General features: G+C 61.7%; 21 protein-coding genes. 17 read left to right on the forward strand and 4 right to left on the reverse strand.

Annotated features, from left to right (window positions below; all coding sequences use genetic code 11):
- Nucleotides 1-6 precede the first annotated feature (6 nt).
- Complete coding sequence (locus tag RXV79_RS26885) at nucleotides 7-408, forward strand: hypothetical protein (RefSeq protein WP_316704470.1); 402 nt, start codon at nucleotides 7-9, stop codon at nucleotides 406-408.
- A gap of 142 nt (nucleotides 409-550) precedes the next feature.
- Nucleotides 551-796 (forward strand): hypothetical protein, encoded by a 246-nt coding sequence (locus RXV79_RS26890; RefSeq protein WP_316704473.1) that lies wholly within the window; start codon nucleotides 551-553, stop codon nucleotides 794-796.
- Nucleotides 797-1,334: 538 nt separating this feature from the next.
- Here RXV79_RS26890 and RXV79_RS26895 read toward each other — a convergent pair.
- Together RXV79_RS26895 and RXV79_RS26900 are read right to left on the reverse strand one after the other, a co-directional pair.
- Nucleotides 1,335-1,949 carry a hypothetical protein gene (locus RXV79_RS26895; RefSeq protein ID WP_316704475.1) on the reverse strand — a complete coding sequence of 205 codons (615 nt, stop codon included), beginning with the start codon at nucleotides 1,947-1,949 and terminating at the stop codon, nucleotides 1,335-1,337.
- Nucleotides 1,950-2,078: 129 nt separating this feature from the next.
- Nucleotides 2,079-2,399, reverse strand: a complete 321-nt coding sequence (locus RXV79_RS26900) for a hypothetical protein (RefSeq protein WP_316704476.1) — start codon at nucleotides 2,397-2,399, stop codon at nucleotides 2,079-2,081.
- Nucleotides 2,400-2,515: 116 nt separating this feature from the next.
- On the opposite strand from RXV79_RS26900, the gene RXV79_RS26905 reads away from it, so the two are divergent.
- Nucleotides 2,516-2,704 (forward strand): hypothetical protein, encoded by a 189-nt coding sequence (locus RXV79_RS26905; RefSeq protein WP_316704477.1) that lies wholly within the window; start codon nucleotides 2,516-2,518, stop codon nucleotides 2,702-2,704.
- On the opposite strand, the gene RXV79_RS26910 is transcribed toward RXV79_RS26905, so the two are convergent.
- Complete coding sequence (locus RXV79_RS26910) at nucleotides 2,681-3,172, reverse strand: hypothetical protein (protein ID WP_316704479.1); 492 nt, start codon at nucleotides 3,170-3,172, stop codon at nucleotides 2,681-2,683. The genes RXV79_RS26905 and RXV79_RS26910 overlap by 24 nt on opposite strands.
- A 247-nt stretch (nucleotides 3,173-3,419) precedes the next feature.
- Complete coding sequence (locus RXV79_RS26915) at nucleotides 3,420-3,629, reverse strand: hypothetical protein (RefSeq protein ID WP_316704482.1); 210 nt, start codon at nucleotides 3,627-3,629, stop codon at nucleotides 3,420-3,422.
- 874 nt (nucleotides 3,630-4,503) lie between these two features.
- On the opposite strand from RXV79_RS26915, the gene istA reads away from it, so the two are divergent.
- From istA to RXV79_RS26985, 14 genes are all read left to right on the forward strand, one after another.
- The gene (gene istA, locus RXV79_RS26920) at nucleotides 4,504-6,057 is read left to right on the forward strand and encodes an IS21 family transposase (protein ID WP_316699556.1); all 1,554 of its coding nucleotides are present in this window, start codon (nucleotides 4,504-4,506) and stop codon (nucleotides 6,055-6,057) included.
- A 39-nt stretch (nucleotides 6,058-6,096) separates the two neighbouring features.
- Entirely contained in the window at nucleotides 6,097-6,834 is a 738-nt protein-coding gene (gene istB, locus RXV79_RS26925) for an IS21-like element helper ATPase IstB (protein WP_316699555.1), read from the forward strand.
- A gap of 119 nt (nucleotides 6,835-6,953) precedes the next feature.
- Nucleotides 6,954-8,144: a phosphoadenosine phosphosulfate reductase domain-containing protein gene (locus tag RXV79_RS26930; RefSeq protein ID WP_316704483.1), complete on the forward strand. Its 1,191-nt coding sequence runs from the start codon at nucleotides 6,954-6,956 to the stop codon at nucleotides 8,142-8,144.
- A gap of 149 nt (nucleotides 8,145-8,293) precedes the next feature.
- Nucleotides 8,294-8,536 carry a DUF7688 family protein gene (locus tag RXV79_RS26935; RefSeq protein ID WP_316704484.1) on the forward strand — a complete coding sequence of 81 codons (243 nt, stop codon included), beginning with the start codon at nucleotides 8,294-8,296 and terminating at the stop codon, nucleotides 8,534-8,536.
- Nucleotides 8,520-9,302, forward strand: a complete 783-nt coding sequence (locus tag RXV79_RS26940) for a Mom family adenine methylcarbamoylation protein (RefSeq protein ID WP_316704486.1) — start codon at nucleotides 8,520-8,522, stop codon at nucleotides 9,300-9,302. The genes RXV79_RS26935 and RXV79_RS26940 overlap by 17 nt, the downstream gene beginning before the upstream one ends.
- A 59-nt stretch (nucleotides 9,303-9,361) precedes the next feature.
- A complete protein-coding gene (locus RXV79_RS26945) occupies nucleotides 9,362-11,041 on the forward strand; it encodes a phosphoadenosine phosphosulfate reductase domain-containing protein (protein ID WP_316704488.1) in 1,680 nt (559 codons plus the stop codon).
- Between the two features lie 36 nt (nucleotides 11,042-11,077).
- Entirely contained in the window at nucleotides 11,078-11,668 is a 591-nt protein-coding gene (locus RXV79_RS26950; RefSeq protein ID WP_316704490.1) for a hypothetical protein, read from the forward strand.
- Nucleotides 11,669-11,781: 113 nt separating this feature from the next.
- Complete coding sequence (locus RXV79_RS26955; protein WP_316704491.1) at nucleotides 11,782-12,324, forward strand: hypothetical protein; 543 nt, start codon at nucleotides 11,782-11,784, stop codon at nucleotides 12,322-12,324.
- 66 nt (nucleotides 12,325-12,390) lie between these two features.
- Nucleotides 12,391-13,383: a deazapurine DNA modification protein DpdA family protein gene (locus RXV79_RS26960; RefSeq protein ID WP_316704493.1), complete on the forward strand. Its 993-nt coding sequence runs from the start codon at nucleotides 12,391-12,393 to the stop codon at nucleotides 13,381-13,383.
- 47 nt (nucleotides 13,384-13,430) lie between these two features.
- The gene (locus tag RXV79_RS26965) at nucleotides 13,431-14,366 is read left to right on the forward strand and encodes a hypothetical protein (protein ID WP_316704495.1); all 936 of its coding nucleotides are present in this window, start codon (nucleotides 13,431-13,433) and stop codon (nucleotides 14,364-14,366) included.
- A gap of 7 nt (nucleotides 14,367-14,373) precedes the next feature.
- A complete protein-coding gene (locus tag RXV79_RS26970) occupies nucleotides 14,374-14,643 on the forward strand; it encodes a hypothetical protein (protein ID WP_316704496.1) in 270 nt (89 codons plus the stop codon).
- A gap of 175 nt (nucleotides 14,644-14,818) precedes the next feature.
- Nucleotides 14,819-15,070 (forward strand): hypothetical protein, encoded by a 252-nt coding sequence (locus tag RXV79_RS26975; protein WP_316704497.1) that lies wholly within the window; start codon nucleotides 14,819-14,821, stop codon nucleotides 15,068-15,070.
- Between the two features lie 23 nt (nucleotides 15,071-15,093).
- Nucleotides 15,094-15,600 (forward strand): hypothetical protein, encoded by a 507-nt coding sequence (locus RXV79_RS26980; RefSeq protein WP_316704498.1) that lies wholly within the window; start codon nucleotides 15,094-15,096, stop codon nucleotides 15,598-15,600.
- A 65-nt stretch (nucleotides 15,601-15,665) separates the two neighbouring features.
- Nucleotides 15,666-17,042, forward strand: a complete 1,377-nt coding sequence (locus RXV79_RS26985; RefSeq protein WP_316704500.1) for an Eco57I restriction-modification methylase domain-containing protein — start codon at nucleotides 15,666-15,668, stop codon at nucleotides 17,040-17,042.
- Nucleotides 17,043-17,050: the final 8 nt, after the last annotated feature.

The following is a 17,050-nucleotide window of genomic DNA, read 5'->3' on the forward strand; positions in this document are numbered from 1 at the left end:
AATAGCTTGAACGTTGCACAGAAGTTCATGAAGGTCTTGTTGACGGTGCGCGACTTCAGGAACTACTGGAAACCAGTCCTATTGCTCGCCATAGGTACTGGCATCTACGCAGTGATGGCTGCTGACAGCGATTCTCTCCGAGCAAAGGTCGATGCGTCGCCGTCGCCGTCGGTAGACCTGTTTGCACAGGCGCTCGCGAATCTTTTTGGCAGGCTCGCGGGCCTGGCGCTCATCATTTGGGGAGCACTACGGGCCAGCCCAAAAACCTGGGTGGCTGGGGCGATATGCTTCGTTCTTGCTCGTATTGCGCCCGTGCAAAGCGGATGGCACTGGGGAGCATTTGTTCTAGGCGTGGTGTGCCTGGTCATCACTTGGCACGAAGTACATGAGGACGAAGGACAACCTTGATCCCACGTGCAATCCTACGATGGAGGCGCGATCATCTATGAGACCGTTCACACAACGCGAGCTTCGTGAGCGTACAACGCGAACTCGTGTATTCGCTGCTCTCTGGGCTGGGGCTTCCGTTGGGGCACTCGTGGCGGGCCGCATGATTAACGTTGCTGCCCTCGAAGACACGGGCGGGCTATTGCTGGTGTCGCTGATAACTTGCTACTTCCAGGGTGGCCTGACCTTTATTGAAGCGCATCGGCTGGATGGCGAAGGTTGCATGCGGGTCAAGGAACTTGGAGAAGCGCACCCGGAGGTGCGCGAATTCCTTGTTCAAATCAACCGCCTCGACAGACCTGTGGTTTGGGCGGACGGACCTGTGGACGATCAACTCATGGCTACGTGAACGAAGGACGTCCGAGGAACAAGCCGCCTTCAGGGCGATCAACGGGATCGAACGTGCCTGAAGGTCGGAGTCTGCGCAGCCTCATCTTTTCGATAGTGGCATGCCTCTTTCTGCTGGTAATCACTGTCTATCTGAATCGTGAGTTGCTTTTCGCTTCAGGCTGGAAGCCAGGCGTTGTTTGCGGCGCGGGCGTTGCGTGGGCGTGGACCAGATCCATGGCGGTCCGCACTGCCGGAGTGCTGGTGGGTGTCGCTTCCTTGGGAGCTCTAGCCAGTGGGATGGTTGGGGCTCAAGAAGTGCAGGTCCGCGCTCTAGCTCAAGGAGCTTCTATCGGATTTCCCTTGGCGTTGCTGCTGATTTCGGCAATCCAATGGCCTCGAACGCACGCCTACCTGTTGAAGCGGGCAAGGCTCTTCGGGGACGAAGAGGGTGTGCAATGGCTGGAACGGCATCCTCCAAAAAAACGACGGTAGGGCTCCTCTGAAAAAAAAGCCGCCCAGACTTCCGAAGAAGCGGGCGGCGAGTTGAGAACGGTCGCTCAAGCGGCGAGAAGTTCTTCCTTGGGGAACTGTGCCAGCACGGCGAGGCTCTTGGGCAACTGCCACGTTGGGTGGATCAGAAGGTCCAAGGCGTGCTCACATGCGTTGCGGTAGGCGCTGGAAGCGCTTCCAAACGTCAAGGCCGACTCAGTGGTTCGGACAACCGGGAGGTTGTGCTGATGAACCCAGCGCCATCCCAGCTTCCCACCCGAGGCATCCATGCGGATCTTGTAGCCGAGCGCGCTGGCGACTTCCGCCGCGACAGCACGCGGGTGCTGATCGGCGTCGGCGGGCGCGGTGAGCTGCCGGATGTCGTTCGCCTCGAGCAGCCGGTGCACTGCATGCAGCGCGGCCGAACTGCCGTCCGTCAGGCCTTCGGCCCAGAGGGTCCAGGGTGCGCGGAGAGCGGCGAGGACACGGAGGGCCCAGAGACGAAGTGCGAGCGTGGCAGGGTCGATGGACTCGACACGCGCGTCCTCGACGGCCGAGACGGCTGCCTCGACGCCGGCGTGGTAAGCACCAATCTTCTGGTAATTGCGGACGTGGACGCGCTTCATGGCGTCGTGGGCTGCTGCATAGCAGGCGTCGAAAAGGGAAACAGTGGACTTGGTCATTGCGGTTCTTCCTGTGGGTTGGACGGTTCTAGGTGCGGGTGGAAGTCCGAGGAGATCCCACTGGTGTGGGGTGTCTGCCTCGGATGACTTCCTTAGGTGAGCGAGCTCACCAGGTGATTCGCAGCTTGTTCAAGCCGCTTTCCGATGCATGGAGACATCGGGAAGCGCCAGAGCCGGTTCCAGATAGGCCGGTTGAGCACTGGTGGTGCGCGGCGCGACAGCCTCATCTGCGAGGCGGTTCAGCTTCAGGAGCAGGTTGTCAGCCCGTTCCTTGACCTCTGCGGTGACACCGGTCAAGCCGTAGGTAACGAGCTTGATCAGGTGAGTCAGCATCCACGAGGGAGAGCTGGCGGCGATGGCCTCAATGTGATTGAGGGCGTCGTCAGTCATCTGAATGGATGCAGGTGCGGAGACTTCGATGTGGCTGAGTGCCTGATGGGTCATTTGCATGACGGATCCTTTTTGGCTTGGGATGACTCGAAACCACGACACTCCCCTAACCATGAATCGACATGGCGAAAGGAATCTAGGTACTCGAGATGCTTCGCTTAGGACACAGCATTCGGTTGACGCGACGGGAAGTCGAGCGCTTCGAAAAGATCACCGGCTTTAGGCCAGTGGTGAAGACGCTCGACGACCTGGACGCATACATCCGCCAATGCAAGAAGCACTACTTCAGGGATGGCTCGCCTGAGGCAGACATCCTGCATTGGTTGCTGGATGAAGAGCTGTCACGCTGCGTCGACGCGGCGTGATGGCTCGGCTTGAGACGCCAGATTGGTGATCGCGGGAGCGATCTCCGGGTCTTTCTTCAGCTCGCGAACACGCGCGACAGCGGGAGAAGCAGTCAGAGGCAAGGCCTCCAAACCAGCTTCACCGCCCCACGTGAAGAGCCACCGGACGCCGTTGAACAGCTGGACGACCGGGTTGATGACGCCATAGAAGACGACCTGGCGAAGGAAAAGGCCAACGCGTTGAGCGCGGACTTTTGCCTCGGCGTGGCGCCGCAGGGTGTCTTTGGCGCGAAGGTACAGAGCCATGTGCTGATCGCGCACGGCAATGTTGTCCTTCTTGTCGAGATGTTTGACCACTTCTTCGGCTGTGGAAGGTTGGCCAATGTCTCGGTACAGCTGGGCCCAGGCGTGATCTTCCTCCGTGGCCCGGCGGGTGCCGGGTCGGGGGTTGATCTGCGAGGGTGGCTGCAGACGATGGTCGGGGGTCATGGTTGAACTCCTGTGGGCGACACGGAGACGAACCATCCCGGGCGGGGACAGGAAGTCCCCGTGGGGTTAGCATCAGCACACCGTTTGGCAGTGCACTCACTTGAAAGCCATTACGAAATGAATCGTTCAGGCGTATCTCTTCAGGCGATCGAAGGCGGACGTGCGACGCTCGAGAGAGATCTTCTGTGGGCAGCGGCACTGGGCCGGCCAACATTCGATTCCCTCTCAAGACGACTCACGCGTTCCGCTAACGGGACGCTTTCTTGCGTACGGACAGGTTCTGACGAATCAGCACCTCTTCGTCCACAAGCCGAAGCATCCGACGAGCATCAGAACGAACTCCAGGGTCGCTGACCAAGGTCAGGACTTTCTGAAGCGCCTTCTTTCGCTGTTGGAGCTCTCTCTCGCTTCCTTCGTCGATGAAACGAAGAAAGCTCTTCCACTCTTCCTTGTCCATGTCCAGTTGCGCTCCGTGAGGATCGAACTGGTCAGGAAGCCGACGAGACGCTTGCCGTAGAACGGCTCACACTCGGGGCGCACAAGGCGGGAAGCTTCTTTTGCGGCACAGCGAATTGCTGTTGCCGACCCGAGCCACCGAGAAGGCAGCACACTGCTTGGGAAGTGGGATACATGGCGATCTCCTTTGCTCAAGAGCAAAAGGGGAACACCACGCCCCCGGATGGAGAAACAGTGTTCCCCATTCGGGTTGAGAGCTCCACCTGGCGGCGGGCCCATTGGATGTGCAAGGGACCCGTGCCGAAGCGTGGGTCTCTTGCGATGTAGAGGCTGGGAAGCCTCTGTTATCAAGTGGCGGACAAGAGTCCACCACGAAGATGTGGGCCGCCGGCGAGGTGCCGGTTGCTGAAGGGATGAATCGCTTGAGAAGCGACGTGGCCAGCGAGTGGCCGATTCAAGTGCAGGTCACGACTGCGAACGCCAAAAGTGCAGGAGCACCTTTAGACCTCAACTAGAGCCGAAGACGGCTTTCGGAGAAGGCTGTGTCAGCACGAGCGCCAACAGGAAGCGGTGTTAGTTTGCCACGGGCCTTGACAAAGTGGTAGTGCTTCGATCAGCAAGCGTGTCGCATGCTCACTTGTCTTCGAGACCGTGAAGTTTCCGGCCGAGTTGTAGAGAGCAGGTGGTGCCGTAGCCTGTCGTGGAGGCCAACGATGAACACCAACCACGACAGCACGCTGCGTATTCCACGCGATGGCGGACACGATTCCAGGCTGATGGCGGACAGCATTCCAAACTGATGGCGGACACCTGCGGGGTGTTCTGAGTGACCCGAACGCGGCATACGCTGACCGGTTTTTTGACCGGAACCAGCGATGCCCACACCCAGGGTCACCATGAGCAAATTACGACATACACTGCAACTGCTGCACGGCGGGGCCTTGAGCACCCGTCAAATCGGTGCCGCTCTCGGCATCTCCAAATCCACCGTCAGCGAGATAGCCAGCTACGCGCGCGTGGCCGCCGTGGACTGGGCGCTGGCCCAGACCTTGAGCGACGAAGAACTGCAGGCCCGGCTGTACAAGCCAGCGGTGGCCCGCCAGTCCCGCCACCTCGAGCCCGACTATGCCCACCTGCACCGGGAACTGCGTCGCCCCGGCGTGACGCTGCAACTGCTGTGGGAGGAGTACCAGCACCAGCACGCCGGGCAGGCTTACAAGTACAGCGCCTTCTGCGAGAAGTACAAGGCCTGGGCCCGGCGCCTGCAGCGCTCCATGCGCCAGAACCACGAGGCCGGCGACAAGCTGTTTGTGGACTACGCCGGCCAGAGCCTGCCTGTCGTGGATGCAGGCACTGGCGAGATTCGCCAGGCCCAGGTGTTTGTGGCGGTGTTGGGGGCATCGAACTACACCTATGCCTGCGCCACCGCCAGCCAGAAGGCCGCCGACTGGGCGGCCAGCATCATCGCCACGCTGGAGTTCATCGGCGGCGTGCCCCGCCTGCTGGTGCCTGACCAGCCGCGCGCACTCATGGCCCGTCCCGACCGCTACGAGCCCACCGCGCACCGCCTGCTCGAAGAACTCTCGGCCCACTACAGCCTGGCCGTGATGCCGGCGCGCCCGGCCAAGCCACGCGACAAACCCAAGGTGGAGGTCGCCGTGCAGGTGGTCGAGCGCTGGATTCTGGCGCGGCTGCGCCACCAGACCTTCTTCAGTCTGGCCGAGCTCAACCGGGCGATTGCCGCCTTGCTGGTGGACTTGAACCAGCGCGCGTTCAAGAAGCTGCCGGGTAACCGCGCCAGCGCCTTTGCCGAGCTCGACAGGCCGGCCCTGCGCCCCCTGCCGGCGGTGCGCATGCCCATCGCCCGCTTCAAGCCCGCCCGCGTCAACATCGACTACCACGTCGAGCTCGATGGCCACTACTACTCGGTGCCCCACGCGCTGGTGGGCGAGAAGGTCGAGTTGCGCATCACGGCCACCACGCTCGAGGTTCTGCACGGCAACAGGCGGGTGGCCGCCCACATCCTCAATCCTCGCCGGGGCGCGCACACCACCGTGCCCGAGCACATGCCGGCCTCACATCGCGAGCATCTTCAGTGGACCCCTGCCAAGCTCATCGCCTGGGGTGAGCGCGTGGGCGCGGCCACCGCCGCCGTGGTGCGCTGGCAGATGGAGCACCGCCAGCATCCCGAGCAGGGTTACCGCTCCTGTCTGGGTCTCATGCGCCTGGGCCGCGAGTACGGTGTCCAGCGCCTGGAAGCAGCCTGCGCGCGGGCACAGTCGATTCGCTCACCGTCCTACAAGAGCATTGCGTCCATCCTCAGTTGCGGCCTGGACCAGCGCCCGCTGGACGCCCCCATCACCGCGCAGGCCACACAGGCCAGCCTGCCACTGCACGAGAACGTGCGCGGGCCGGGCTACTACCACTGAGAAGCCCAGACACCGAAGCGAAACAAACAAGGAACAACCATGCTCAACGAACAGACCCTCAACCAACTGCGCACCCTGCGCCTGGACGGCATGGTGGCCGCCCTCAGCGACGTGGCCACCCACCTCATGGCCAGCGAGCTGCCCTTTGAACAACGCCTGGCGCTGCTGGTGCAGCGCGAGGTGGACTGGCGTGACGGCAAACGCCTGGAGCGGCTGCTCAAGGCCGCCCGTTTGAAGGTCTGTAGTGCCTGCCTGGAGGACATCGACTGGCGCGCCAGCCGGGGCCTGAGCCGGGAGGTCATCACCAGTCTGGCCGGCGGGGACTGGCTGCGCCATGGTCACAACGTGCTGCTCACCGGTGCCACCGGTTGCGGCAAGACGTGGCTGGCCTGCGCACTGGGGCAGCAGGCCGCGCGCCTGGGGTTCTCTGTCCTCTACACCCGCGCGCCACGGCTGCTGCAGGAGCTGCACGTGGCCCACGGCGACGGTAGCTTTGGCAAACGGCTGGGGCAACTGGCCCGGCTGGACCTGCTCATCCTGGACGACTTCGGTATCGCACCGATTGCCGCGCACGAGCGAAACGACCTGCTGGAGTTGCTGGACGACCGGGTGGGCACGCGCTCGACGCTCATCACCAGCCAGTTGCCGGTGACGGCCTGGCACGCCTGGCTGGACGAGCCCACGCTGGCCGACGCCATCCTGGACCGCATCGTGCACGGTTCACACAAGATAGCCCTCAAGGGCGAGTCGATGAGAAAGCTCACCAAGACCGCCTGAGCCGCCCGTGCCGAGCACCGTTCCACGCTGATGGCGGACAGTTCGGCTACGATTGCAGCGTCACTCAGGACACCCGCGCAGCGTGTCCGCCATCGCCTGGAACGCTGTCCGCGATGGGAATGGAATCACTGTCCGCCATCAGTGGAATGCGCAGCACGCCAAGCATTCCCCAGCTCGACCTCTTCGGGATCGGAGGAACCCAACGGGCCTACGGCATCGAAACGAGTCCCGAAATCGACGTGGTACTGGGTCGAGCGGCGCCTGTGTTCATCGGGGTGAGCGGTGGACGAGATTCAATGGCGCTGGCCTATCGCGTCTCGGACCATCTGCAGGAGGTGGGTCACGCTGGTCCACGATTTCTGATCCACAGCGATCTTGGACGTGTGGAGTGGCGAGAGAGCCTCCCAGTTTGCGAGCGATTGGCGAGTCGGCTTGGGATCGAACTCATCGTCGTGCGACGTCAAGCGGGCGACATGATGGATCGATGGTTGAACCGTTGGAAGAACAACGTAGCCCGGTACAAGGTCCTCGAATGCGTGAAGTTGATCCTGCCCTGGAGCACGCCAACCTCGCGCTTCTGCTCGGGTGAATTGAAGGGCCAGGTGCTTGCGAGCGCAATGCGCAAACGCTTCCCAACCGGTGATGTTGTTTCAGCAGTAGGCATCAGACGCGACGAAAGTTCATCGCGAGCGAAGATGCCAGTGTGGAAGCAGGACTACAGGACCATGAGGAAGAGAGGCGTTGGCCACACGTGGAATCCGATCCTTGGATGGACGCGGCAAGAGGTCAATGCGTACATCAAATCGAAAGGTGATCAGCTGCATCCTGCGTACACGATATATGGCAGCAGCCGAGTCTCATGTTCCTATTGCATCATGTCCTCGCTTAACGACCTGGTAGCTGCGGCATCGTGCTCAGACAACGAAGCGATCTATCGTGAGATGGTCGACCTTGAGATTGAATCGACGTTCTCATTCCAAGGGAACCGCTGGCTCGGGGATGTTGCTCCGGCTCTCCTGGATGCAGACACCAAGGGCAGGCTGGCAGAAGCGAAAGAGCGTGCCGCCGCGCGGCAAGCAGCAGAGGCGCATCTGGCGGAGCACCTGCTGTTCAAAAAAGGGTGGCCGACCGCAATGCCATCGGAGCATGAAGCGCACACGATCGCTTGGGTTCGAAGAGAGGTCGCCAGCGCAGTGGGACTGACCGTGCAATTCACAGACGCGGATACGGTGATGCAGCGTTACGCGGAACTGATGGCCAGCGCACGCGAGAAGGCTTCGGTAGGGGGCTTCGAGCTCGAAGAAGCCTGAGTGGCCGTGGTTGAAATCCCGGTGAGCGTTGCGAGACTGGGTGCAGGAGGAATTCATCGATGCACAGATCTATCACGAGCCCCACTCCCCACACCCACGAAATTCAGGACAGCGCAGGCGAGTGGCTTTGGGTAGGCGACGAGTCGAGCATGGCGGTCATCTTCAACAACATCTCGGGGATCAACTTCGAAGGCCGTCGGCAAGCGTGGTTGCAGTACATGGCTTGGATGTCCTGGTTTCATCGGTCTGCATGGCCTGGCCGGGAAAGCCCTTTCCGGGACGGCGCTCAGATCAAGCTCGCACCGATTGGCGGTCGGCCCATCGCGCAGTTCACTTTTCCCGCATCGTTTAGCGCCGACCTTGATCGCGTCACACATGAGCAGCAAGCCTGAGCAGCTCTTTCTGTTCGAGCACTGCCAGCGATGGCGCGGCCGCAGAGCGTCCTATCGACCCGCTGGAGAGCCTTTCGACCCGAACCGATACGAAGCACGTCCGATCGAGTTCAGTGAAGCGAAGGCGTATGTCACGAAGACGCACTACAGCGGCTCAATGCCAGCAGCCCGGAAGCAGATTGGGCTCTTCGAGAAGGCATCGCCGTTTCTGAGTGAGAAGCTGGTAGGAGCCATCGTGTTGTCGGTGCCGATCCAGGAGCAAGCAATCCCGGCATGGCTGGATGGGCTCGATCCGCGCCTGGGCATCGAGATCGGACGCCTGGTGCTCGATGACGAAGTGCCAGGCAACGGTGAGAGTTGGTTCCTCGGCAGGACCTTCAGATTGATGCGAAAGCTTCTGCCCGAGGTACGCGGTGTCTTGTCTTACGCTGACCCCGTTGAAAGGCGTTCAGCCACCGGAGAGATCATCAAACCGGGCCACCAGGGCGTTGTCTATCGCGCATTCAACGGACGGTATGCAGGTAGAGCGTCGGCACGAACGCTCATCCTCTCGCGCGATGGTCGAACCGTGAGCGAGCGGGCTCTTTCCAAGATCCGCCTGGAGGAGCAAGGAGCCGCGTATGCGATCCGCCAGCTTGAGAACCTCGGCGCGCCGGCGAGACGCCTTGGAGAGTCTGGTCAGTCGTATGTGAAGCGCGCTCTGGAAGAAGGGCAGTTTCGGCGCTTGAGGCATCCAGGAAATCTTGCCTTCACCTGGCGCACTTGATGGGCGCAGGCCTTGAACGGCCTGGAGGCTGAGAGAAGCTGTACGCAAAGGAGTTAAGCGTGCAGCAGGCAATCGACATCAGAGGTGAGACGCCCGAGGCGATGGCATTGGCCGCGATCCACGCGGTCATGGACGAGTCTCGAGTTCCGCTCGTGGCATTCTCGGCCGGCAAGGACTCGAGCGTCCTCTTGAACTTGGTCCTCTGCGCTGCGGCGGAGCGTGTCAAGCAGGGGCGGAAGGCACTTGTCTGTGCGGTGCATTCCGACGTAGGCGTCGAATCGCCCGTGATTTCAGAACTGGCACACAGCGAACTCAAGAAGGCGAAATCCTTCGCAGATCGACATGGTGTCGGCTTCATGCTTCGGATTGCTCGTCCGGCATTCTGGGACTCGTTCCCTGTCAGGGTGATCGGGGGAAGGGCGTTGCCGACGTTCCCGGACACCCGGCGGGACTGCTCCTCGAGCTGGAAGCGCGAAGCAAGCGCCAGGGAAATTGCCAGTCTGGAACGCGAGTTGTGCGCTCAAGGGTGGCAGAGGCCAGTGCTGATGACTGGCGTTCGGCGCGACGAATCAGCTGTGCGGGCTGCCAGCATCGAGAGCCGCAGGGAAGAGTCGAGAACGATCTGGATCGATAGCGAAGGGCGCCCGCGCCTCAGCCCCTTGCTGGACTGGGTGACGGATGACGTGTGGATGTACCTGGGCCTATGCAACTCAGGTGTGATTCCCTCGTACAGCGACTTTGAGGCCACGATGGACACGTACCGGGCCGCTGGTGCCAGTGGATGCGTGGTGGTCGCTGACGCCGAGTCTCTGAAGAACTCGAAGCCATGTTCTAGCCGGTTCGGATGTTGGGCATGCACCGCGGTGCGCCACGACAGGTCGATGCACGAAATGATCCGGTCGGATCCTTCTCGCTATGGCTTCATGAAGCCTCTTGCCGCACTTCGCGACTTCATCGCTTACACGCAGTACGACTGGAACCGTAGAACCTACGTCGGGCGCACGATCAAGGACGGGTTCATCGAGGTGGCTGCTGACACCTACTCATCCGATATGCTCTCGGACCTCCTCAAGTACACGCTGACAGCCCAGGCGGCTTCTGGCGTGCCGATCATCTCAGCAGCGCAACTGCTGGCCATCGACGCTCGATGGAGCCAGTACGCGATCGCACCACCCTTCAGTGCCTTGCGCATCTGGAAGCAGTTCGAGGCGGGAGCACGGTGGTTCCCTCCGGCGGTCAAGGAGACGCCTAAGACGCCGGTGCCGAGGCTTGGTCGCATCTATGTCGGAGACTGGAACGACGACATCACCTCTCCGCTTGAGGTCACCGGCCTGCGAATGCCGTCCTGGGAGCAGTTCTCAGAGTCGTGTGGCCCTGAGCTCAAGACGCTGAACAACGGACGTGCAGTCTTCGACGTGGAAGGGGACAGCGAGGTCGACGAAGAAGCAGCCTGGCTCTTCTTGGACTTCGAGGCTGACCGGATGTTGCAGGAACGTGCCTCTCCCCAGCAGTACTGGACGACTGGCTATGAGACGTACCTCTCATTCGGCGTCGTTCGGCCGGCCAAGGGTCAGAGCAGCCGAGTGGACGAAATCCTGCGACGAGCGCAGTGGCGTCAACGTCATGGGTTGCATGGCCAGCAGGACCTGAGAGTCTTGCAGCAACGTCTCACCGTGCGCTACCCGCAGCAGGGTGACTTCTTCACTGCGGAAGAGCAGCCGTCGCTGCTAACCGCCTAAGCGAACAACGAAAGATCTTCTGTGAACACACTCATCATGAAGCAGAAACCGGCTGAGCTCTCCGCTGGCAGGGGCGCTCCCAAGCAAGCCGCGCAGCCGGAGGAGCGCACAGCTACGGCTCCCTTCACTCGGTCCCCCGCGCAGCACACGCGGCACCGTTGCGGCCCGCCGTTGCACTCGGATGTCCGGAAAGCGGTCTGCGGAAGCAAGGCTCGTGTCACTGCACCGAAGGAGCTTCCGACGGCCGAAGCCTGTCTGGCAGCGCTGAAACTCGGCTGGCAGCCTGGCGAGCTCAAAGGGGACAAGCTCTCCATGGCCGTTGAAGACGCGCGCGGTGTGATCCAGGCCGTTGCGATTTGCGCAAGGCCTTGCCACAAGCCTCTCGACGATGGCTTGACCGTGGAGTTGCGCTGCCTGGTGTCCCTTGACGGTCAAGACGGCGCCATCCGCCAGGTGATGCGTGCGCTGTCTCAGGCGGCCATCCGCCGTGGCTACCGCCGGCTGCTCGTCAGAGACCTTGTGGTGGCGGAACGCAGCGGCCTGGAGGGCAGCTGGACGCCGGCGCCGGCGCCACGTGGTCCCTTCATGCGTTGGGCCAACGTGATGCGTGGCGACGGCTTCCGGTAATCGCGCCTGGTACTGGCTTCTGGGCGGTAGGCACCCTTGCAAGCACAGATCACTGCCTGAAGCTTCGCTTTGAAGCATCCGGCGTGTCGCTGGATCAGACCGGAGGATTTGTGATGAATGAAGCTGAACGCCGTGTCTCGGTGAGCGGTCTCTCTGCGACGTTGAACCTGCCCGATGACTTCGGGGACGGCTGGGAGTACAGGAATGTTCGTCTGTTTGCGCAAGGCCATAGCTATGCCGGTTCTTACCTCGGGGAAGAACTCTGCAACTTTGCCCACGAGGCGCTGAGTCGCATCGAAGGAATCTCCGAGACGACCATCTGCCCGGGTCAATGCTGCTCAGTGACCATTGAGTACGAAGACTTCCAGGAGGTGGAGGCGATGCGAAAGAAGCTGCAAGAGCTGGTCGACGCTTTCCCACCTCGGAAGGGGCCGGACGTCACAGTGCGGGGGTCGAATTTCTATGACTCGAAAGTCACCCTATGCGACGTGGATGACGAGGACGACGAAGGAAGTGCCCCAGTGCCGCTCCGCGAGTACCTGGTGATGCATGTGCCGATGGCCAACACCCATCCGGCTGTCGCGTTCGATGGGGTGATCGATTCGGACCTGCAGGCGCTTCAGCATCAGCACGAAGAGGCTGTTCAGGCCGTCTGAGGATGGTGGGACAGGCGTTGAAAGCCAGGGGCTCGTCGGTAGCCTGGTCACACCAGGAGAGACGCAATGTTGGCCCCATTCAAAGAAGTTCTTGGCCTTCCGATAGGCCTCAACAACGCACCATACGAGCTTCCCGACACTTTTCGCATGCGGGTGGGTGTGCCGCATCGGAGCGGCAAGCTCGCCTTCCACGCCTTTGACCATGACTACCCGGTGATGGTGAGCGCGAATGCGTTCTGGGACAAGGACAAGGGGCAGTTCAAGATTCCGCAGGCGACGGACTTGGAGATGACTGACTTTGCGCTTGATAGCGCGGGCTTCGTTGCAATGAAGGCCTGGGGCCGCAGCGGCCGGCAGCCGGGAATCGCAGGGGTATATCCCTGGGGGCTCCCCTCTTATCTCCGGCTAGCCGCCGAACTGGCGCCGAGTTGGTACGCCGCTCCTGACATGTGCTGCGAGCCCGAGATCGCAAGCAACAGGGAAGAGGTCAACTACCGCGTGCGCGCAACTGCGACATTGCTGGAGGCCTGTTTGAGGCAGCTATACGCCTGGCATGAAGAACTGAGCAAGACATGCAATGCGCGAACGATCGCGAACATGTTTCCGCCGCCAGTTCCTGTGCTCCAAGGTTGGGAAATCGATGACTACAAGCTCAGCGCAGAGCTGACCCAACGTGTGTGGGAAAGGTGGCAACCGTGGCTTGCCTCACCGGCTCTGATAGGGGTTGGCTCTGTGTGCCGGCGAGCTGTGCGTCACCCGAAGCATGGTCTTCTGAACGTGCTCGCGGGGCTTGAGGGCCAACTTCCTTCGAAGTCTCGGCTTCACTTGTTTGGGGTGAAAGGAACGGTTCTGTCACACCTCAAACAACTTCCGTGGGTGGCTTCAGCGGATTCGATGGCTTTCGACGTCACAGCCAGGCGCAAGGCGTTCGAGGGAGGCTACTCCAACACTGTCAAGCATCGTGCGGGTGCGATGAGCGACTGGATGGAGGTAGCAGCAGCTCGCATGCGGCCCGCAGCGGGCGACCAGCCTCGTCTTCCATTCTTCGCCGAGGCTTGAGAAACGTCGGGTGGCTCGGAAACTGAGCTTTAAAGGAAGCAAGCCACATGGATAGTTCGATTCTCAGTTTTCCAGACCGCGGCCCGTGGGGAAACAGCTCCTACCGCGGCAACTGCTCCGGCCATGTCTACCGCGAGCTCTTCCAAGCGCTCAAGCCAAGATCGTTCTGTGACCCGATGATGGGTAGCGGTACGTCGGTCGAGGTCGCAGAAGAGATGGGCATTTCAGCTCATGGGCTGGACCTTCGTCTTGGCTTCAATGCCGTGTCTGACTCAATTCTCGCGGCGATCGGCCACCACGTGGACCTCACACTGAGCCACCCCCCCTATGGCGCGATGATCCGTTACAGCGGGTCGTGCTGGGGGACCGAGCCGCACCCCGATGACCTGAGCTGGTGCGAAAGCGAAGAAGCATTCCACGAGAAGCTGCAGATGGTGCTTCTCAATCAGCGCGAGGCGACGCTCGCGGGCGGCCACTACGGAACGATCATCGGGGACCGCCGATACGACGGACGCTACGTCTCCTACCAGGCCGAAGCCATCGCGCGCATGCCGTCGGATGAACTGGTCGCCGTGCTCATCAAGTGCCAGCACAACGTGCAGAGCTCACGCAAGGCCTACGCTGCGATGCGGCTGCCAAGGATCGCTCACGAATACGTGCTCATCTGGCAGAAGCGTCAGCGCCAAACCTTCGAGCTGCTGAAATGCCTGGCCGTGCAAGCAGGCGGGCGGCTGCGGGACACGTGGCGGGCCATCGTGCACATGTGCCTTGTACAGCTTGGCGGCCACGCCTCACTGGTCGACATCTACGAAGCCGTGCGCGCAGCCGCGGACGACCGATGTGCGAGCAACAGGCACTGGCAGGCGAAGGTCCGACAAATTCTCAACCAGTCTCATGACTGGTTCGAGCCCACCGACCGTGGCGTGTGGAAACTCAAGCGCAGTGGCGTAGTACCTGGCGGCAAGGTCCGCCACGCGGCGTGAGGTGCACATGAGACCCGTTGAAACTGTCTTCCCCGTCTCCACGGTGCTGCTCACGTCTCAGGCCGCTCGGTGCTACCTCATCGAGCGGGCACTTCGGCGAAACGGGTGCCTGGCGTTCGACAAGCTGCGCGACCTGGTGGGCGTCTCGCCGGCAACGCTGAAACGCGACATCCAGTACATGCGCCGCACCCTGGAGGCCCCGCTTCAATACGACGCCTGTCTGAACGGCTACCGCCTTGTCGACGACCTGGGCAGGACTGCTGAGCAAGGCGGCTGAAGAAGCGAGGCTGGTCGAGCAAGGCATGGTGTCCTGCGTTCACTGACGTGCCTTAGCAACTCCACCTTTGTGCTGATCGCCGCGACGCCGACGCGTTCCTAGCCGGATTTCTGCTACCGCGAGCTCGTACAGGCGCGAAGAATGTGCCGAGTGATTGTTTTGTTTGGAGAACCGATTGCAGTCGAATGCAAATGAAGTGGGCATTGCTCCGACAGGGGCTCGTGGTGTCGAGATGTGGGTCGTGTACGACTCACCCGAAGATTTGCCGGGACGGTTCGTCGCGAGGAAGTGGCTAGACCTGCATCCGACTGACCACGTACGCCAAGCGAAGACGCTCGAATGGCTCCGCCAGCAGTTGCCCATCGGCCTGTCGAGGCTGGAGCGTCAGGAGCAGGACGACCCCAAGATCGTAGAAGTGTGGCTCTGAAGCAAGCAACAAAGGAAGGGCACATGGAAAAACAGGCGGATGCAGGTGATGACGCACGGGACGCAGCCTTGTGGCGGCAGTTTGCTCCGCAATGGGCTCGCTCACTCAACAGACGCGCCGAGGTCGAGCAAGAGCTGTTCGACGCGTCGCGGGGCAAACGAGCCATGCCAACCGCGGACGAACTGCGCGCGTGGGCGGTCAAGCTTGGTGTTCCTGTGGAGCTGCGGCTAGGAGTCGCGTCTCAATGCGCAGCGAAGGGCCGGGTGCTTGCTTCTTCCTCGATCATCGGAACCGTGCGTTTCCTGCGCAGCGAGCCGCAAGAGCACGTCTGCGTGTGCTGCCCGAAGGGCTCTGGCCACATCTTCAATCGGCGTGTGGACTTCAGCGACTACGACTGGCCAGGGCCCCATCGAGACGTGCAGGAGTTTCTCTACCTGGCGGCCTTGCAGGAGGTCTCTCACGAGGGAAAGCGGGTGCGGGTGACGGTCGAGGTCTTGCAGGAAGAAGGGCAGCAGCCAGGCGCCCGTTGAACTCGCTCGGGCCAGCCGTAACGTGGCAAACACAAGCTGAGCGAGGCGAGATGAACTGCGAATCCATGGAACTCTTTGCGCGCGACGAATTGGAAGAAGCGATCGAGACGCTTCACATCGCCACCGCGTTCTTCACCGTTGACCCTGTCGTCGATGAACTGCTCTCAATGGTGGATTGGCCCAATGGCGGCAAGCGGCTGGTCGAGTCGTCCGCAGGAGATGGGGCCTTCCTCGCAGCAGCTCTTCGCAAGCTCCTGGCCGCGCGCCCCGAGGTGCGGGACAACGAGATCTCCGTGCTCATGCGGGGCTACGAAATTCATCAGGCCACGGCCTATGAGGCGCGCGGCCGGCTGGAGCAGATCCTGGTCGACCACGGGCGAAGCCGTTCGGCTGCCCGGGCAGTAGCTCACGACGTCGTGATTCATGGCGACTTCGTCAAAGACTGCCCCGACGGCCCTCAATGGGATTGTTCGATAGGGAATCCACCGTTTTGGCGCATGGCCCACGTCCCGGATGTCTTGCGCTCGGTGTACGAACGTACATTGCCCAGCTACTCGCTGGCAGACCTGCTGCACGGCTTCATCGCCAAGTGCGCTGCGACGCTGAAACATGGCGGCGAACTCGCCTTTGTCGGCTCGGACCGCTGGATGTTCAGCTCGTCGGCCGCCGAGCTTCGGCAGGTGATCGGTGAACGCTTCGGCATTGCGCACCTGCGCCGACTGGACTGTTCCTCGTCCTTCTACAGGCCCAAGAATCGAAAAGCAGGCCAGCCGCCCAGAATTCATCCGGTGGCAGTCTGCCTTCGTGACACCAAAGACTGCGTGAAGCAGCTCAGTCGCCTTCCCGTGTACCCGGACGCTGACACAGGCTCGGTCGAAGGGCTGCGGACGCTCGGGGAGGTGGCCAAGGTGCGGCTAGGACCCTGGCTCGGGCCGCACGGCATCTTCGTGGTGGGGCCGGATGTTGCGGCGACGCTGCCGCCCGAGGTGCTGGTCCCTGTGGTGGACACGGACAACATCAAGGGAGGCGTTTACAGCCCACCCTCAAAGTTCGCCATCAGAACGATTCCGGGAGAGGAGCCTTGCTCAGCCGTGATGGCCCACCTCGACGCCCATCTCCATCGGATGCCCAAGAGCAAACAGCGCACTGAGAAGCGCTGGCTGCCCCCCGAGACGTTCGCACGGGTGGATTTGTCTCAGCCGACGTTGCTCGTGCCGCGGATCGCGTCCACGTTGCGGCCGGTTCGGATTCCTGCCGGCGTTCTTGCAATCGATCACGGGATCAGCATCGTGGCCGCGGGTGAGGCAACGCTGGACGAGCTCGAAGAAGAGCTGCGAAGGCCGGAAGCCGAGTCTTGGATTCGTGCCCGGGCTCCCAGACTCGAAAACAACTACTGGTCTGTTACGACCACATTGCTCCGGCAGCTGCCGGTTTCTCTCTGAGAGCGGTC

Origin of the sequence: Piscinibacter gummiphilus (assembly GCF_032681285.1) — a bacterium.
Classification (GTDB): Bacteria; Pseudomonadota; Gammaproteobacteria; order Burkholderiales; family Burkholderiaceae_C; genus Rhizobacter; species Rhizobacter gummiphilus_A.

Excerpts from the sequence above, each read along its gene's own strand:
- RXV79_RS26965 (WP_316704495.1), top strand. The coding sequence starts at position 13,431 with ATGGATAGTTCGATTCTCAGTTTTCCAGACCGCGGCCCGTGGGGAAAC.
- RXV79_RS26895 (WP_316704475.1), bottom strand. The coding sequence starts at position 1,949 with ATGACCAAGTCCACTGTTTCCCTTTTCGACGCCTGCTATGCAGCAGCC.
- RXV79_RS26960 (WP_316704493.1), top strand. The coding sequence starts at position 12,391 with ATGTTGGCCCCATTCAAAGAAGTTCTTGGCCTTCCGATAGGCCTCAAC.
- RXV79_RS26890 (WP_316704473.1), top strand. The coding sequence starts at position 551 with ATGATTAACGTTGCTGCCCTCGAAGACACGGGCGGGCTATTGCTGGTG.
- RXV79_RS26955 (WP_316704491.1), top strand. The coding sequence starts at position 11,782 with ATGAATGAAGCTGAACGCCGTGTCTCGGTGAGCGGTCTCTCTGCGACG.
- RXV79_RS26930 (WP_316704483.1), top strand. The coding sequence starts at position 6,954 with ATGGAATCACTGTCCGCCATCAGTGGAATGCGCAGCACGCCAAGCATT.
- RXV79_RS26915 (WP_316704482.1), bottom strand. The coding sequence starts at position 3,629 with ATGGACAAGGAAGAGTGGAAGAGCTTTCTTCGTTTCATCGACGAAGGA.
- RXV79_RS26985 (WP_316704500.1), top strand. The coding sequence starts at position 15,666 with ATGGAACTCTTTGCGCGCGACGAATTGGAAGAAGCGATCGAGACGCTT.
- RXV79_RS26910 (WP_316704479.1), bottom strand. The coding sequence starts at position 3,172 with ATGACCCCCGACCATCGTCTGCAGCCACCCTCGCAGATCAACCCCCGA.
- istA (WP_316699556.1), top strand. The coding sequence starts at position 4,504 with ATGCCCACACCCAGGGTCACCATGAGCAAATTACGACATACACTGCAA.
- istB (WP_316699555.1), top strand. The coding sequence starts at position 6,097 with ATGCTCAACGAACAGACCCTCAACCAACTGCGCACCCTGCGCCTGGAC.
- RXV79_RS26900 (WP_316704476.1), bottom strand. The coding sequence starts at position 2,399 with ATGCAAATGACCCATCAGGCACTCAGCCACATCGAAGTCTCCGCACCT.
- RXV79_RS26935 (WP_316704484.1), top strand. The coding sequence starts at position 8,294 with ATGGCGGTCATCTTCAACAACATCTCGGGGATCAACTTCGAAGGCCGT.
- RXV79_RS26970 (WP_316704496.1), top strand. The coding sequence starts at position 14,374 with ATGAGACCCGTTGAAACTGTCTTCCCCGTCTCCACGGTGCTGCTCACG.
- RXV79_RS26980 (WP_316704498.1), top strand. The coding sequence starts at position 15,094 with ATGGAAAAACAGGCGGATGCAGGTGATGACGCACGGGACGCAGCCTTG.
- RXV79_RS26940 (WP_316704486.1), top strand. The coding sequence starts at position 8,520 with ATGAGCAGCAAGCCTGAGCAGCTCTTTCTGTTCGAGCACTGCCAGCGA.
- RXV79_RS26950 (WP_316704490.1), top strand. The coding sequence starts at position 11,078 with ATGAAGCAGAAACCGGCTGAGCTCTCCGCTGGCAGGGGCGCTCCCAAG.